This window comes from Streptomyces sp. DH12 (genome assembly GCF_020873895.1).
In the GTDB taxonomy this organism is placed as follows: domain Bacteria; phylum Actinomycetota; class Actinomycetes; order Streptomycetales; family Streptomycetaceae; genus Streptomyces.
This window is the reverse complement of record NZ_JAHWGT010000002.1, coordinates 108,547-124,798: the sequence shown is the minus strand read 5'-3', so window position 1 is coordinate 124,798 and position 16,252 is coordinate 108,547. Positions and strand designations below refer to the sequence as shown.

Below are 16,252 nucleotides of genomic sequence, written 5' to 3'. Positions count from 1 at the left end.
AAGGCTTTGCTGTGGCTCGCTACGTGCTGAGTGACGTCGAGAAGAACGACCTGGCCGCGCTCGCGGACGGGTTCCTCGCCGCCCGTCCCGTCTGGGCGCCCTTCGAGTACGCGGACGACATCCGCGCCGAGGCGGAGCGGCTCCCGGTGGGGGTGCGCCGGTTCCTGGTGTCGTCCCGCGCCGCCGAGGACGCCGTCATCGTGCTGGGGAACCTGCCCGTCGACGACGGCCTGGTACCGACCCCGCCGAGCTGGCGGATCGCGGAGAAGGAGGCCGCCGCGATCCGCGAGGAGCTGGTGCTGCTGCTCGTCGGGTCCGTGCTCGGCGAGCCGTTCGGCTGGGCCAACCAGCAGAACGGCCGACTCGTGCACGACGTGTGCCCGTCCAAGGGACAGGAGAACTCACTGACCAGCGCCAGCAGCCGTCAGCAGCTCACCCTCCACACGGAGGACGTGTTCCACCCCTGCCGCGGCGACTACGTGGCCCTGATGTGCCTGCGCAACCCCGACGCGGTGGGCACGACGGTGGCGCGGGTGGAGTCGGTGGAGTTCCCCGAGCCGGTGCGGCGGGTGCTGCACCAGGACCGCTTCCGGTTCTTCCCCGACGACTCCCACCACGTGGTGCCGCAGCACAGCGCGGAGAACCCCTCGGCGCTGGAGGACCGCCCGTACGAGGTGGCGTCGGTGCTCTTCGGGCCCGAGGAGGCGCCCTACCTGCGGATCGACGCGGACTTCACGGACGCGGTGCCCGGCGACACCGAGGCGGCGGCCGCCCTGGCGGAGGCCGCCGACCTGCTGGCCGCCGCCGCGGAGCGGGTCGTCCTCGGCCCCGGCGACGCCGTGTTCATCGACAACCACCGGGCCATCCACGGGCGGGACACGTTCACACCGCGCTACGACGGGACGGACCGCTGGCTCAAGCGCACCAGCCTGGTCCGCGACCTGCGACGCACCTATGTGCGGACGAAGTCGCGTTCGCGGCTCCTCGGCTGATGCCGCCGGAGAAGACGCGGCGGGGCGGCGGCTTCACGCTGCTGTGGGTCAGCTCGGCGTTCGGCGAGTTCGCGTACAGCACGTCGCTGATCGTGCTGCCGCTGATCGTGCTGGCGCTGACCGGTTCGCCCTCCCAGGCGGGGATCATCGGCTTCGTCGACGCGGCGGCGATGCTCCTGGCGGGGCTGCCCGCCGGGGCCGTCGCCGACCGGTACGACCGCCGGACCGTGATGCTGTGGTGCCAGGCGGCGCTGGTCGCCGTGTTCGGCGCGCTCGCCCTGCTGCTGTGGGCGGACGCCGTGTCGCTGCCCGCGCTGGCGGTGCTCGCCCTGGTCAACGGGGTGGCGACCGCGCTGACGATGGCGGCCGGCGAGGCGATGATCCCGAGCCTGGTGCCGGAGGAGCGGGTCTCGGACGCGGTGGCGATGAACGCGGCCCGCACGTACGCGGGCCAGCTCGCCGGCACGTCCGCCGGCGGGTTCCTGCTCGCGGTGAAGCACGCGTTGCCCTTCGTCGTCGGGTGCCTGGCGCACCTGGTCGGGCTGGTGCTGCTGCTGTTCCTGAAGCGGCAGCCGCCGGCCGCCGGCGCCCCGGCCGACCGGTCGGAGGTCAGCGGGCGCGGCCTGCTGGAGGGGGTCCGCTGGATCGCGTCCCACCCGTTCCTGCGGGTGGGGCTGGTCTGCGCGACGGCGACGAACTTCTTCTTCGGCGTCATCTACTTCGTCGTCATCGCGTCCGCGCAGACCAGCGGCATGGCCACCGGGCTCATCGGGATGATGGCGGCGCTGCTCGGCGTCGGCGGACTGCTGGGCGCCCTCGCCGCGCCGCTCCTCCAGCGGGTCCTGACCGGTGCCCGGCCCATCTACGTGGTGCTGTGGACGTTCGTCGTGCTCACGGCGGGGATCGCGGTCCTGCCGGGCAGCTGGACGCCGGGCGTGCTGCTGGGGGCGATCGCCTTCGCCGCGCCGACGGCGAACGCCTACTTCACCAGCTACCAGCTGCTGCTCACCCCGGACAGCCACCGCGGGCGGGTGGTGAGCGTCGCGGCCATCGCGAGCGGCGGCGGCGGCGCCGTCGCCCCGCTCGCGGGCGGCGTCGTGCTGGACCTGGCGGGCCGGTCCGCCGGGCTGCTCGGCTGCACGGCCGTGATGGCGGTCATCGCCCTGCTGACGTCCCTGAGCCCGGCCCTGCGCGACGTACCGCGCCCCGGGGCGCACGACACCGCCCCGCCCGCAACCGGCACCGGCACCGGCACCGAGACCGACGACGCCCCGCCCGCCGCGGGCGACGCGGCCCCGCCCGCCGCGGAACCGGTCGCGGCGCCCCCTCCCCCCGTCCGCTGACAGACAGGCAGAGACACCCCACCATGACCATCGACCTGGCCAACCCCGATCTCTACACCACCGACGCCCGCTTCGACATGTGGCGGGAGTACGTCCAGGCGGACGCCAAGGTCTGGAGCGACCCCGGCCTCTCCCCGTCCGGCTTCTGGTCGGTCTTCTCCCACCGCGACGTGTCCGCCGTCCTCTCCCCCAAGGCGCCCTTCACCTCCGAGTACGGCATGATGATCGGCTTCGACGCCGAGCACCCCGACAACTCCGGCGGCCGGATGCTGGTGGTGAGCGAGGGCAGCTGGCACTCCCTCCTCAAGCGGCTCATCGGCCCGTTCCTCTCCCGGCTGCGCGCCCCCGAACTGCAGTCGGTGCTGCACCGGGAGGTCCGGGACATCGTCGACCGGCTGCGCTCGGAGGACTCCACCGACGTCGCCCTGGTCATCGGCCCGCGGCTGCCCGCCGCGATCGTCTGCGAGGTCATCGGCGTACCGCTCAGCGAGCGGGAGCACCTGATCGAGCTGACCAACCACGCCTTCGGCGGCGAGGAGAGCAGCTTCGACAAGATGACGCCGGCCGAGGCGCACACGGAGATCCTGTTCTACTTCCACGAACTGATCGAGCGGCGCCGCAAGCAGCCCGGCTCCGACCTGGTCAGCGCGCTGCTGGAGGACGGCCGGCTCAGCACCGAGGACGTGCTGATCAACTGCGACAACGTGCTGATCGGCGGCAACGAGACCACCCGGCACTCGATCACCGGCGCCTTCCACGCCTTCCAGGCGTTCCCCGGCACGCTGGACGCGCTGCACGCGGACCCGGAGCTCGCCGGGCCCGCCGTGGAGGAGGTGGTCCGCTGGACGTCCCCGGCGGCGCACGTCCTGCGGGTGGCCTCCGAGGACTGCGAGATCGGCGGTCAGGAGATCCTCAAGGGGCAGCCCGTGGTGGCGTGGCTGTCCGCCGCCAACCGCGACGAGCGGCTCTTCCCCGACCCGCACCGCTTCGTCCCGGGCCGTACGCCCAACCGCCACCTGGGGTTCGGGACGGGCCCGCACCACTGCCTCGGCGCCGCCCTCGCGCGCCTCGAACTGCGGGCGCTGCTTCAGGAGTTGGCCGCCGAGGCGCGGGGCGTGGAGGCGGCCGGGGAGGTGCGCTGGATGCGGTCCAACCTGGTCCAGGGCTACGGCAGCCTGCGGGTCTCCATGGACTGGCGCTGATCCGCGCCCCGTCCATATGATCTTGGTCGACTGCCGGGGGGAGCTTTCGTCGTGCTGGAACTGTGCCTCAACGTGGAGGACTTGGCCCGGGTGCGCGTCATCAGCACCCTGGGCATGGCGTTCGAGACGCACATGGCCTGGGGGCGGCTGGGGGAACAGCGCCGTGACGCGCTGGCCGAATGGCGGCGGGCGGTCCGGCACCGGCTGCGGAGGGCGTCCGCCACGCATCCGGTGACGGAGCCCTCCGCGTCCCTCGTGGAGACGCTGACCTCGCCCCTCCCCCGCGAGACGGACACGTTCGCCGCGGTGGCCGTCGAGCCGTTCTGGGAGCGCGTCCGGCGATTACTGAAGGCGGAGCGCGACGCCGCCGGCCGGGCGATGCTCGCCGGCGGCATGGAGCAGGTCCTCAACAGCCGGCACGACGCCATCCGGTGGGAGGCCCCGGTACTCCGCGTCGACAACGCGCAGCCGTCCCGGCGCACCTGCCTGGGCGGCCGGGGCATGACGCTGGTCCCGTCCCTGTTCGCGCCGCAGCCGCTCCTGATCGACGACCGCGTGGGCTGGCAGGGCCTGCCGATCCTGGTGTACGGCGTCACCCCGGACGCGGACGCCGCCGCCTCGCTCTGGCAGGGCGGTGAGGGGGAACAGGCCCTGCACGCCCTGCTGGGCCGTACGCGGGCCGACGTCCTGGCGGCTCTGCGGGAGACCCGGTCGACGGGTCAGGTGGCCGACCGCCTACGGATATCCAACCCCTCCGCGAGCAAACACCTCACCATTCTGCGCCGTGCCGGATTCGTGACCACGGAGCGCCGGCAGAACCTGGCGGTGCACAGCCTCACCCCGCTGGGCGAGGCCATCCTCGACTGACGATCGGACCCCCGCATGCCCCCTTCCATCCCCTCGCCGTACCTGACCCGCCACACCCGGCCCGACCGGGCCGCCCGCCGTCTGGTCTGCTTCCCCCACGCGGGCGGCGCGGCCAGCTTCTACCGCCCCTGGGCCCGGTACGCGGACCCCTCGCTGGAACTTCTGGCGGTGCAGTACCCGGGCCGCGAGAACCGGTTCCGCGAGCCGCTCGTCCCGACCATGGACCCGCTCGCGGCGGCCGTCGCCGACGCGCTGCTGGCCCTGCCGCCGCTGCCCACCGTGTTCTTCGGCCACAGCATGGGCGCGGCCGTGGCGTACGAGACGCTGCTGCGCCTCGAAGGGGCGGGGGCCGCCCACGTCACCCGCCTGTGCGTCTCCGGGCGGTCACCGGACGGGGCCGCCGGGCCGGCCCTGCGGACGGACGACGAGGTGGTCGAGGCGGTCGGGTCGCTGGGCGGCACCCACGCGGCCGTGCTCGACGACCCCGACCTGCGGGAGCTGCTGCTGCCCGTCATCCGCAACGACTACCACCTGATCGACGCCTACCGCCGCCGGGCCGACGCTCCCCCGCTGCACGCCGACGTCCACGCGCTGACGGGCGACCGCGACCCGCAGGTCACCCCCGAGGAGGCGGCCGGGTGGTCCGCGCTGACCTCGGGTTCCTTCACCCTCACGGTGCTGGAGGGCGACCACTTCTACCTGGTGCCGGCGGTCGGGCGGGTGGCCCGAGCCGCCATGGAACCGGCGCGGCCTCTTCCGGTTTAGCGGCATACCGGCGGTCGGGTCAGCCCGCCGGAAAAGCCGGGGGTGCGTCGGATGTTCCGGATGCGCGCCGGAGCGGAGCATGGTCGGTATGACGCGAAACCGGTCCGTACCCCTCCTGTTTCTGCTTCTGCTGCTCTGCGCGGGCGCCCTGGGCTCCGGCACGCTCCCGCCACCCGAGGAACGCGCCCTGCGGGCCGCCGAGAGCGGCGCCCACCCCCTGCGCACCACCGGGCCGGACGGCGACCTGGCCGACCTGCGGCCCCTGGGGCGCATGGTGGGCGATGCGAAGGTGGTCGGGCTCGGCGAGGCGACGCACAGCTCGCACGAGTTCTTCGCCCTGAAGCACCGCGTCCTGCGCTACCTGGTGGAGCACGAGGGATTCCGCACCTTCGCCCTGGAGACGAGCTGGAGCAGCGGCCTGCGGCTGGACGCGTACGTGCGGACCGGCGAGGGCGACCCGCGGCGGATCATGCGGGAGGAGTTCCAGGACACGTACGCGTGGTGGAACACCGAGGAGTACCTCGCCCTCGTGGAGTGGATGCGCGCGTACAACGTCCGGCACCCGAAGGACCCGCTGCGGTTCATGGGCGACGACTTCGCGTACGCGGGGCCGGAGCAGTACGACCGGGTCCTGCGGTACGCGGCCCGGTACCGGCCCGACCTGCTGCCGCGCCTCACCGCCCTGTACCGGGGGATGCGGCCCACCACATCGGCGGGCGCGTACATGAAGGCGTACCTGGACCGGCCCCTGGCCGAGCGCCGCGCGCTGGCCGAGCGCGCGGAGGAGGCCCTGTCCCTGCTCGCCCGGCAGCCGGTCCCGGCGGGCGCGACGAAGGACGCCCACGCCTGGGCCGTGCAGCACGCGCGGGCCCTGGCGCAGACCGCGCGGGGGTACGCGTTCGACTTCGACGACGCGGAGCAGCTGCGGGCGTCCATGGGCTACCGCGACCGGCTGATGGCGGACAACGTCGCCTGGTGGCAGGAGCGGACGGGTCACAAGGTGCTGCTGTCGGCGCACAACAGCCACATCTCGTACCAGACCTCGGACCCGCGCTACCCGCGCATGCAGGGCGCGTTCCTGCGGGAGCGGCTGGGGGCGCGGTACGTGAGCGCCGCCGTGACGTTCGGCGCCGGCTCGTTCAACGCGACGGGCACCGACGGCAGGGCGCGCGTCCACACCGTGGGCGCGCCGCCGAACGGCAGCACGGAACGCTTCCTGAACCGGGTGCGCCCCGGCGACTACCTCGTGGACCTGCGGACGGCCCCGGCCGCGGCCCACACGTGGCTGAACACCCCCCGCCCCACCCGCAACATCGGCACTTCCTACCCGGAGCGCCCCCACGAGGTGGCCCCGACGGCCTCCCACGACCTCCTCTTCCACCTCCACCACGTCACGCCGGCCCGCCTCCTGGCGCCCCCGACCTGACCACGGCCCCGGTGGCGGGCCGGCGCGCACCCCGCGCCGGCCCGCCCCGTGCCGTCAGGGGCAGACGACCACCTGCGCGGCGTAGCTGAGGCCCGCGCCGAAGCCCATCAGCAGGACCGGGTCCCCGGGGCGGACCCGGCCGAGGTCGATCAGCCGGGACAGCGCCAACGGCACGGACGCGGCGGAGGTGTTGCCGGTCTCCACGATGTCCCGGGCCACGGCGGCGTTCGTGGCACCGAGGTCCGCCGCGAGCCGTTCGATCATCCGCAGGTTCGCCTGGTGCGTCACGAAGCCCCTGAGGTCGGCGGGGGTGATCCCGGCGCGCGCGCAGGCCGCCGCCGCCACCGCGGTCAGCTCCGAGGTCACCCAGCGGTAGACGGCCTGGCCCCGCATGGTCACGCTGCCGTGCCGGTCGGGGATGGCGATCAGCCCGGCCTTGTCGCCGTCCCCGCCCCACTCCACCGGGTGGATGCCCGCCCGTTCCGCGGCGACGACGACCGCGGCGCCCGCCCCGTCGGCGAAGACGGTGGCGGTGTCCACGTCGCCCGGGTCCACCCAGTCGGTCATCCGCTCGGCCCCGATGACCAGGGCGCGGCGGCTGGTGCGTGAGCGGATGAGGCCGTCGGCGACGCCGAGGGCGTAGCAGAACCCCGCGCAGGCGGCGTTGACGTCGAAGGCCGCGATGTGCGGGACGCCGAGGAGCGCGGCGACGGACGCCGCGCCGCTCGGCATGGGCGAGGGCATGGAGCAGGTGGCCAGGACCAGCAGGTCGATGTCGGCGGGGGCGAGGCCCGCCGCCGAGAGGGCCTTGGCGGCCGCACCGGCCGCCATCCCCGTGACGGTCTCCTCCGGTCCGGCGAACCGCCGTTCACGGACGCCCACCCGCCGCTCGATCCACTCGGCGGTGACGCCCAGTCCCCTGCCCAGCTCCTCGTTGCCGACGATCCGTCGCGGGCGGACGCCGGCGACGGCCGCGATCCGGGAACCGGCCACGGCGCCGGCCCCGGCCGGGGCGCGTGAACCGGTCGGCGCGGAGGAGCCGGTCGGCGCGGAGGAGCCGGTCGGCGTGGAGGAAGGGGAGGACATACGGTCACCTCAAGCTCTCTGCGACGGTGGACGGCCGGAAGGCCGATGGAGCCGGCACCCCGACGGGCGCGGAATTCCCCTGCGGGCGCCGGGAGTTGAACGGTCAACCAGTCAGGCGACGGCTTGATCGGAACCACCGCCGCGCCCTACGCTCCCTGGGCGGTCCGGAGCACGGGGCGATCGAACCGGGTTTCGACCGGCGCCCCCTCGCCGCGCGAGTACAGTGCGAGTGACGTACGTCACAGACGCCACGGAGGCGGCCGACTGTCCGGAGGCCGCCTCGTCCGCTGTCGGGCCGAAGGGGGGCGTCCGGTCGGGTGAGCCGAGACGATCCGACCCCTCCCGAGGTGACGACTTCCTCAAGGAGTGGGAGAACGCATGCACGGGGAGAGGCCGCAGACCGGCGGAGGGGCCGACAGACGCACGGGGGCCGGCGGCCGCCTGGCGTCGGTGGAACGGTCGGCCCTGCGGGTGCTGACGCCACGGGAGCTGGAGGTGTTCAGCGTGCTGCCGGACGGCGAGGGGAACCGGGAGCTCGCCCGCCGGCTCGGCATCGCGGAGCGGACCGTCAAGGCCCATCTGACCAGCATCACGCGGAAGCTCGGGCTGCGGTCCCGGGTGGAGGCCGCGCTGCTGTCGGCGGAGTGGGCGCACCACCCGCTGAGCGGACCGCGGGGCCTGGACACGCCGTGACCGCGCCCTCATGAGGGGGCCCCTTCCGGCCGGGGCGACGGGCGCGCCGCGAAGGCCACCGCACGCGCCGGGACACCCGGCGCGGAAGGGACGCGGGACGCCGCCGGGTGTTCAACCGGTGCGTCGAGGCCGTGGAACGTGAAACGCCCCGCGGCTCGCCGGGAGGCGCCTCGCGCGAAATGCGCCCGGCGGAATGACGCGGCGGTCCGCATTCGCGGGAGACCGCCGTCACCACCACCGATGCCGGCGCGGGTGAGAACGCGGGAGAAAAAGCGGGGAGAAACGGCACGGTCGGTGAATTGCCGGAGAGGGACCCTGGCGGCTCCCGTTTCGACGCCGCGCCGAGGGGCGGCGGTCCGGTGGGTGTTCATCTGGGCACTCCTCGCGGGATACCGCCGATTTCCGGCGCCTCACGGCGTCGCTCCCGTCGAATCGCCATTCGAGAACACCCCTGTCCGGGTGGACGGCGTCGACTCTCCGCTTCGTCCGCGCCCACGCCGCTCACCTCGCGGCGGACGGCTGCGATACGGAAGTCGCCACAGTACTCAGGCGGCTGCCGGCCGGCCATTGCCCCAAAGGGCAATGATCGTTTCTGGTGCGGTCGTTGCTGGCGAAAAGCAGCCCGAGGTGTTTTGCTTACCCCCACTCACCCGTCCGGGTGGCAGTGACGCCGCCCAGCTGGGCGTCGAGTGTGGTGTCCGGTGCGCGCATCCCTTCGCGACCCCCCGAACCCGTACAGCTCCGAGGAGATGTGAAATGGCTGAGGTGGACCTTTCGGCTGGCACGGTGGAGTATCAGGACACCGGGGGTGAGAAGCCGGTCGTGGTCCTGCTGCACGGGGTCGCGATGGACGGGTCCCTGTGGCGCAACGTGGTGGCGTCCCTGCGTTCCGACTTCCGGTGCGTGGTGCCCACGCTGCCGCTGGGTGGTCACCGCCGGCCGATGAAGCCGGACGCGGACCTGTCGATCGCGGGAGTGGCGGGGCTGGTCGCGGAGTTCCTCGACCGGCTCGACCTGCGCGACGTCACGCTGGTGATGAACGACTGGGGCGGCGCGCAGGCCCTGGTCTCCGCGGGTCGGGACGAGCGGGTCGGGCGACTGGTCATCACCTCGTGCGAGGCGTTCGACAACTTCCCGCCGGGCCTGCCCGGGAGCAACCTCTTCACCTCGGCGAAGCTGCCGGGCGGCATCAACGTCGCCTTCAAGCTGCTGAAGTGGAAGCCGATGCGCCGACTGCCCATGACCTGGGGCTGGATGAGCAAGCGGCCGGTCCCGCACGAGGTGATGGACGCCTGGTTCGCACCGCTGTGGAGTTCCGAGGAGATCCGCCGCGACCTGCGCAAGTACGTGCTCGGGGTCCCGCCGAAGGCGGAACTGCTCGCCTGGGCGGACAAGTTGCGCGACTTCGACCGGCCCGCGCTCGTCGTGTGGGCCGCCGAGGACAAGGTGATGCCGCCCGAGCACGGGCGCAAGCTCGCCGAACTGCTGCCCAAGGGCCGGCTCGTCGAGATCGAAGACAGCTACACCCTCATTCCCGAGGACCAGCCGGAACAGCTCAGCGCACACATCCGGTCCTTCCTCCTGACGGGCGGGACCGCCTCCGCATAGGAGGCCCCCCGGTGAGGCCCCCCGTCGGGGGCCTCACCGGGGCGGACGACGGAACTCTGTGGCCGCACCCCGCACGCGGGGGCGGCGGCGAGGCGCGGGGGCGCAGGGAGACGACGTGGAGGACGGCATGGCTGACCCGATGGACGAGCGGACCCGGCGGACAGGACCGGCCGAGGACCCACCGGCCGAGTCCATACGGGCGGGGGACGTACGGGCGGGGGACGTACGGGCCCGGGGCGCCGGGGACGTACGGGCCCGGGCGCGGGACGGGCAGGCGGCCGGGGAGCCGGCGCCGGCGGACGGATCGGCCGGACGGCTGGCCGCTCTCCCGGCCGACCGCCGCCGGGCGGCCCTGCTCGACCTGGTCCGCGCGGAGACCGCGGAGCTCGCGGGCAGGGACCCGCTCGACATCGACCCCGACATGGCGTACCGCGACTACGGCTACCACTCCCTCGCGGCCGTCGAACTGACCGGCCGGCTGAGCGCGGCCACCGGCCTCGACCTGCCGCTCACCCTCCTCTTCGACCACCCGACGGCGGCCGCCGTGGCGGACCACCTGCTCGACCTGCTCGGCCTCGCCCCGCGGGAGGACGCCCCCGACCGGGAGGCGGAGGGCGCGGACCCGGCCCCGGACGCCGTCGGCGACCCCATCGCCGTCGTGGGCATGGCCTGCCGCTACCCGGGCGGCGTGACCTCCCCCGACGCCCTGTGGGAGCTGGTGGCCGCCGGGCGGGACGTCGTCTCCGACTTCCCCCGCGACCGGGGCTGGGACCTCGACGGCCTCTACTCCGCCGACCCCGAGCAACCCGGCACCAGTTACGCCCGCGCCGGCGGGTTCCTCGACCCGGTCGCCGACTTCGACGCGGAGTTCTTCGGCATCGCACGCCGCGAGGCCCTGGCGATGGACCCGCAGCAGCGGCTGCTCCTGCAGACGGCCTGGGAGGCCCTGGAGGACGCCGGCATCGACCCGGGCCGCCTGAGGAAGTCGCGGACCGGCGTGTACGTCGGCAGCAGCGGCCAGGACTACGAGGGCGTGGCGCGGTCCGGCCCCGCCGAGCTGGAGGGCTACTGGGGCATCGGCTCCGCGGGCAGCGTCCTGTCGGGCAGGGTCGCCTACGCCTTCGGCTTCGAGGGCCCCGCCCTCACCGTCGACACGGCCTGCTCGTCGTCGCTGGTGGGCGTCCACCTGGCGGTGCAGGCCCTGCGGCGGGGCGAGTGCGCGCTCGCCGTGGCGGGCGGCGCCACGGTGATGGCCACACCGAAGGTCTTCACCGAGTTCAGCAGGCAGCGCGCGCTCTCCCCGGACGGCAGGTGCCGCTCGTACGCGGAGGCCGCCGACGGCACCGGCTGGGCCGAGGGCGTCGGCGTCCTCCTCCTGGAACGCCTCAGCGACGCCCGCCGCAACCACCACCGCGTCCTCGCCCTCATCCCGGGCACGGCCGTCAACCAGGACGGCGCCAGCAACGGCCTCACCGCCCCGAACGGCCCCTCCCAGCAGCGCGTCATCACCCAGGCGCTCGCCGACGCCGGCCTGCGCCCCGACGACGTCGACGCGATCGAGGGGCACGGCACGGGCACCACGCTCGGCGACCCCGTCGAGATCGACGCCCTCGCGGCCGTCTTCGGCCCGGGCCGCCCCACCGGACGGCCGCTGCGCCTGGGCTCCCTGAAGTCCAACATCGGGCACAGCCAGGCCGCCGCCGGCGTCGGCGGACTGATCAAGATGATCCAGGCGCTCCGCCACGAAGCGCTCCCCCGGACCCTCCACGTCGACCGTCCCACGCCCAAGGCCGACTGGTCCGGCGGCGGCGTCGCCCTCCTCACCGAGCCCGTCCCGTGGCCGCGCGGCGAGCGGGTCCGCCGGGCCGGCGTGTCGGCCTTCGGCGTGGGCGGGACCAACGCCCACGTCCTCGTGGAGGAGGCGCCCGCCCCGCGGACCGAGGCACCCGCTTCCGAGGCCCCCGCCCCGGCCCCGACCCCGGCCTCGGCCTCGGAACCGGCCCCGACGCCGGCGCCCCCCGCGGTGCCGTGGGTGCTGTCCGCCAGGACGCCGGCCGCCCTGCGCGCCCAGGCCCGCCGCCTGCACACCCACCTCACCACCGTACGGACGGACGCGACCCCCGCGCAGGTCGGCGCCGCCCTCGCCCACACCCGCGCCCACTTCGACCACCGGGCCGCGCTCACCGGCGCCACCCGTGCCGAACTCCTCGCCGCGGTCGACGCGGTGGCCCGGGGCGAGGAGGCGGACCAGGTGACCCTGGCCCGCGCCCGTCCCGGCAGGACCGTCTTCGTCTTCCCCGGCCAGGGCTCGCAGTGGATCGGCATGGGCCGCGAACTCGCCGCCCGCCACCCGGTGTTCGCCGACGAGCTGGGCGCCTGCGCCGCCGCGCTCGCGCCCCACACCGGCTTCGCCCTCGACGAGGTCCTCAGCGGGGCGCCGGGCGCTCCCCCGCTGGACCGGGTGGACGTCGTCCAGCCCGCGCTGTTCGCGGTGATGGCCTCGCTCGCCGCGCTCTGGCGCCACCACGGCGTGCACCCGGACGCCGTGGTCGGGCACTCGCAGGGCGAGATGGCCGCCGCGTACGTCGCCGGGGGCCTCTCGCTCCGGGACGCCGCCCGCGTCGTGGCGCTGCGCAGCAAGGCCATCGCGGAACTCGCCGAGCGGGGCGGTGCGGCGGGGCGCGGCGGCATGGCGTCGGTGACGGCGTCGCCCGAGCGGCTCCGGCCGCTCCTGGAGGAGTGGGACGGGCTCATATCCGTCGCCGCCGTCAACGGACCGTCGTCCCTCACGGTCTCGGGGGACTCCGACGCCCTGGACGGGCTGCTCGCCCGCTGCGCCGCCGAGGACGTCTGGGCCCGGCGGATCCCCGTCGACTACGCCTCGCACTCCCCCCGGGTCGAACCGCTCGAAGGGCGCCTGGCCGACATCCTGGCACCGATCGCGCCGCGCTCGGGGGAGGTGCCCTTCCACTCCACGGTCACCGGGGGCGAGTTCGACACGAGCCGCCTCGACGCCGGCTACTGGTACCGGAACCTGCGCCGGACCGTGCGGTTCGAGGAGACCGTCCGCGCGCTGCTCGACACGGGGCACACCACGTTCGTCGAGATCAGTCCGCACCCCGTCCTCACCTTCGCCGTGGAGCAGACGGCGGAGCGGGCGGTGGAGCAGGCGACGGGTGACGGGGCGGCGGGACGGGGACGAGGGGCCGGCCGGGCCGCCGTGACCGTCCTCGGCTCGGGCCGCCGCGAGCGGGAGCAGGAGCAGTTCACCGCCTCCCTGGCCGCGGCCCACGCCCACGGGGTGCCCATCGACTGGGACGCGGTGTTCGACCCGGCCACCGCGCGTGCCGTCGCCCTCCCCACGTACGCCTTCGAGCCGACCCGGTACTGGGCGGCGCCGCGCCTCGCCGCGGGCGCCGCCGCGGGAGGCGCGGGGCTGCGCCCCACCGGGCACCGCCTGCTGACCGCCGCGACCGAACTCGCGGACGGCCACGGGTGGTTGTTCACCGGGCGGGTCTCGCCGGGCACGCACGGCTGGCTCGACGACCACGCCGTCCACGGGACGGTCCTGCTGCCGGGCACCGCCTTCGTGGACATGGCCGTCCTCGCCGCCTCGCACGCGGGCTGCGACCTGGTCGAGGAGTTGACCCTCGAGGAGCCGCTGGTGCTCCCCGCCGGGGGAGCCGTCGACCTCCAGGCGTCGGTCGGCGCCCCGGACGCCCGGGGACGGCGGCCGGTGGCGATCCACTCCCGACCGGCCGACACGACCGGCGACGGCAACGGCAACGGCGGCGGCGGCGGCGATTGGACGCGCCACGCCGGCGGCTTCCTCGCCCCCGGACCGGCGCACGCCGACCCCTCCCCCGCACCCGACGACCGGCCCGCTCCCGCGCCCTGGCCGCCGCCCGGCGCCGAACCGCTGGACGTCGACGGCCTGTACGACCGGCTCGCCGACCGCGGCTTCGGCTACGGGCCCGCCTTCCGCGGGCTCGGCGCCGCCTGGCGGCACGGCGGCACGCTCCTCGCCGAAGTGGACGCCTCGGTGGTCGGCGACGGGGGCACCGACGGGTACGGGGTGCACCCGGCCCTGCTCGACGCCGCGTTCCACGCCCGGCTGACCGACCTCGCCGACGCCGACGGGGCGTCCGCCGGGCAGGCGTGGCTGCCGTTCTCCTGGTCCGGCGTCCGCGTCCACCGGCCGGGCGCCACGCGTCTGCGGGTGTCCCTCACCCCGCTCGGCGAGGGCACCGTACGGATGTCCGCGGTCGACGCGGCGGGTGCCCCGGTGGTCGCCGTCGACTCGGTCGTGGCCCGCCCGGTGGCCCCGGAGCGCCTGGCCGGCGCGCGAGGACCGGCCGACCGCCTCTTCCGTGTGGACTGGCAGCCGGTGGCGGCCCCGAGCCCGGCCCCCGGCCCCGGGTCCGGGCGCTGGGTGGTCCTGGCCGAGGACGGGACGACGACGGGCGGCCTCCCCACCCACCCCGGCCTCCCCGGCCTCGTCGCCGGGCTCGACGCGGGCGGCCCCGTACCGGACACCGTGGTCGCGCTCGTCCCCGCGGCGCACGCCGCGCCCACCGCGCGGGCGGCCCGCGCCCGCGCCCACCACACCCTGGCGCTGCTGCGCGGCTGGCTGGCCGACGGGAGGTTCGCCGACACGCGGCTGGTGCTGGTCACCCGGGGCGCCGTGGCCGCCGCCCCCGGCGAGGCCGCCGCCCCCGACCTGGCGCCGCTGTGGGGGCTGGCGCGTACCGCGCAATCCGAGCACCCCGGCCGCTTCACCCTGGTGGACCTGCCCGCCGACGGCCGCGACGACCCCGCGCACCTGCTGCCGGTCGCGCTCGCCACGGGGGAACCCCAGGTCGCCGTACGGCACGGCGCGCCGTACGTCCCCCGCGCCGTCAAGGTCCGCGGGACAGCCGGCGGGCCGCTCGCCTTCGACCCGGACGGCACCGTCCTGATCACCGGCGGCACCGGCGGACTCGGCGCCGCGCTGGCCCGGCACCTCGCCGCGGAGCGGGGCGCCCGGCACCTGCTCCTGGTCAGCCGCCGCGGCGCGGACGCCGAGGGCGTGCCGGAGCTGACGGCCGAACTGGCCGGCCTGGGCGCCCGGGTCACCGTCGCGGGCTGCGACGTCACGGACCGGTCGGCGACGGCGGCGCTCCTCGCGTCGGTGGACCCGGCGCATCCGCTGACCGCCGTCGTCCACTCCGCCGGCACCCTCGACGACGGCCTCCTGGAGGCGCTGACACCCGAGCGGCTGGACCGCGTGCTGGCGCCCAAGGTGGACGCGGCCTTGCACCTGCACGAGCTGACCGCGTCGCTGCCGCTCGCCTCGTTCGTGCTGTTCTCCTCGGTCGCGGGCACCGTCGGCGGCCCCGGACAGGGCAACTACGCGGCGGCCAACACGTTCCTCGACGCCTTCGCGCAGTGGCGGCGCGCCCGGGGGCTGCCCGCGCTGTCCCTGGCCTGGGGGCTGTGGGAGGAGGCCAGCGACATGACCCGGCACCTCGGGGACAGCGGGGTCGCCAGGCTGGGCAGATCGGGGCTGGCGCCGCTCACCACCGACGAGGGGCTGCGCCTGTTCGACGCGGTGCACGGCACGCCGGACGCGGTGCTGCTGCCCGCCCGGCTCGACCCGGCCGCCCTGCGCGCCCAGGCCCGCGAGGGGTCGCTGCCCGCCGTACTGCGCGCCCTGGTGCCGGCCGGGCACGGACCCGCGGACCGGCCTGCCGCGACGCTGCCCGCGCGCCACGCCGCCGCCCCGGCCGACGAGCGGTACGCGCTCGTGCTCGCGGCGGTCGCCGCGGAGGTCGCCGTGGTCCTCGGGTACGAGGACGCGGGCACGGTCGACCCGGAGCGCCCCTTCAAGGACCTCGGCCTGGACTCGCTGGGCGCGGTGCGGCTGCGCAACCGCCTGGGACGGGCGACCGGCCTCACCCTGCCGTCCACCCTGGTGTTCGGCCACCCGACGGCGTCCGCGCTCGCCGCGCACCTGAGCACGCTGCTCGACGAGCACGCCGCCGGGGCGCGGGACGCGGCGGCGCCCGACGTCCACGCGGAGCTGGACCGGCTCGCCGGGCTGCTCCCGGCGGTCGCCGACTGCGACACGGCGGCGGTCCGCACCCGGCTGCGCTCCCTGCTCGCGGCGCTCGACGACGCGGCGGGGACAGGGGCCGGGGGCGGCGGCGGCCCGGACCGGGAGCGCATCCACGAGGCGTCCGCCGACGACCTGTTCGACCTGATCGACAACGACTTGGGGGTGGGCTGAAC

Annotated in this window: 10 protein-coding genes; 9 read left to right on the top strand and 1 reads right to left on the bottom strand. The window is 75.4% G+C overall.

The annotated features are described in order from the left end of the window. Window positions 1–11 precede the first annotated feature (11 nt). The 6 genes from LPA54_RS02200 (at window position 12) to LPA54_RS02175 (ending at window position 6,595) form a co-directional block, all read left to right on the top strand. Window positions 12–992 carry a TauD/TfdA family dioxygenase gene (locus LPA54_RS02200; RefSeq protein WP_228973342.1) on the top strand — a complete coding sequence of 327 codons (981 nt, stop codon included), beginning with the start codon at window positions 12–14 and terminating at the stop codon, window positions 990–992. After that, window positions 992–2,335 carry an MFS transporter gene (locus LPA54_RS02195; protein WP_228973341.1) on the top strand — a complete coding sequence of 448 codons (1,344 nt, stop codon included), beginning with the start codon at window positions 992–994 and terminating at the stop codon, window positions 2,333–2,335. Before LPA54_RS02200 ends, LPA54_RS02195 begins: the two co-directional genes overlap by 1 nt. 23 nt (window positions 2,336–2,358) lie before the next feature. After that, entirely contained in the window at window positions 2,359–3,537 is a 1,179-nt protein-coding gene (locus tag LPA54_RS02190; protein WP_228973340.1) for a cytochrome P450, read from the top strand. Window positions 3,538–3,588: 51 nt separating this feature from the next. Continuing rightward, window positions 3,589–4,404: a winged helix-turn-helix domain-containing protein gene (locus LPA54_RS02185; protein WP_228973339.1), complete on the top strand. Its 816-nt coding sequence runs from the start codon at window positions 3,589–3,591 to the stop codon at window positions 4,402–4,404. A gap of 15 nt (window positions 4,405–4,419) precedes the next feature. Beyond that, window positions 4,420–5,169, top strand: a complete 750-nt coding sequence (locus tag LPA54_RS02180; RefSeq protein WP_228973338.1) for a thioesterase domain-containing protein — start codon at window positions 4,420–4,422, stop codon at window positions 5,167–5,169. Between the two features lie 88 nt (window positions 5,170–5,257). Beyond that, window positions 5,258–6,595 carry an erythromycin esterase family protein gene (locus tag LPA54_RS02175; protein ID WP_228973337.1) on the top strand — a complete coding sequence of 446 codons (1,338 nt, stop codon included), beginning with the start codon at window positions 5,258–5,260 and terminating at the stop codon, window positions 6,593–6,595. Between the two features lie 54 nt (window positions 6,596–6,649). On the opposite strand, the gene LPA54_RS02170 is transcribed toward LPA54_RS02175, so the two are convergent. Beyond that, on the bottom strand, window positions 6,650–7,588 hold the full coding sequence (locus LPA54_RS02170; protein WP_228973527.1) for a beta-ketoacyl-ACP synthase 3: 939 nt from the start codon (window positions 7,586–7,588) through the stop codon (window positions 6,650–6,652). 471 nt (window positions 7,589–8,059) lie between these two features. On the opposite strand from LPA54_RS02170, the gene LPA54_RS02165 reads away from it, so the two are divergent. The 3 genes from LPA54_RS02165 (at window position 8,060) to LPA54_RS02155 (ending at window position 16,250) form a co-directional block, all read left to right on the top strand. Next, window positions 8,060–8,374, top strand: coding sequence for a response regulator transcription factor (locus LPA54_RS02165; protein ID WP_228973336.1), 315 nt, complete (start codon window positions 8,060–8,062; stop codon window positions 8,372–8,374). Between the two features lie 756 nt (window positions 8,375–9,130). Then, a complete protein-coding gene (locus LPA54_RS02160; protein ID WP_228973335.1) occupies window positions 9,131–9,982 on the top strand; it encodes an alpha/beta fold hydrolase in 852 nt (283 codons plus the stop codon). 127 nt (window positions 9,983–10,109) lie between these two features. After that, the gene (locus tag LPA54_RS02155; RefSeq protein WP_228973334.1) at window positions 10,110–16,250 is read left to right on the top strand and encodes a type I polyketide synthase; all 6,141 of its coding nucleotides are present in this window, start codon (window positions 10,110–10,112) and stop codon (window positions 16,248–16,250) included. Window positions 16,251–16,252 lie beyond the last annotated feature (2 nt).

Coding starts and splice junctions, on each gene's coding strand:
- LPA54_RS02195 (WP_228973341.1), top strand. CDS start 992: ATGCCGCCGGAGAAGACGCGGCGGGGCGGCGGCTTCACGCTGCTGTGG.
- LPA54_RS02190 (WP_228973340.1), top strand. CDS start 2,359: ATGACCATCGACCTGGCCAACCCCGATCTCTACACCACCGACGCCCGC.
- LPA54_RS02180 (WP_228973338.1), top strand. CDS start 4,420: ATGCCCCCTTCCATCCCCTCGCCGTACCTGACCCGCCACACCCGGCCC.
- LPA54_RS02175 (WP_228973337.1), top strand. CDS start 5,258: ATGACGCGAAACCGGTCCGTACCCCTCCTGTTTCTGCTTCTGCTGCTC.
- LPA54_RS02165 (WP_228973336.1), top strand. CDS start 8,060: ATGCACGGGGAGAGGCCGCAGACCGGCGGAGGGGCCGACAGACGCACG.
- LPA54_RS02160 (WP_228973335.1), top strand. CDS start 9,131: ATGGCTGAGGTGGACCTTTCGGCTGGCACGGTGGAGTATCAGGACACC.
- LPA54_RS02155 (WP_228973334.1), top strand. CDS start 10,110: ATGGCTGACCCGATGGACGAGCGGACCCGGCGGACAGGACCGGCCGAG.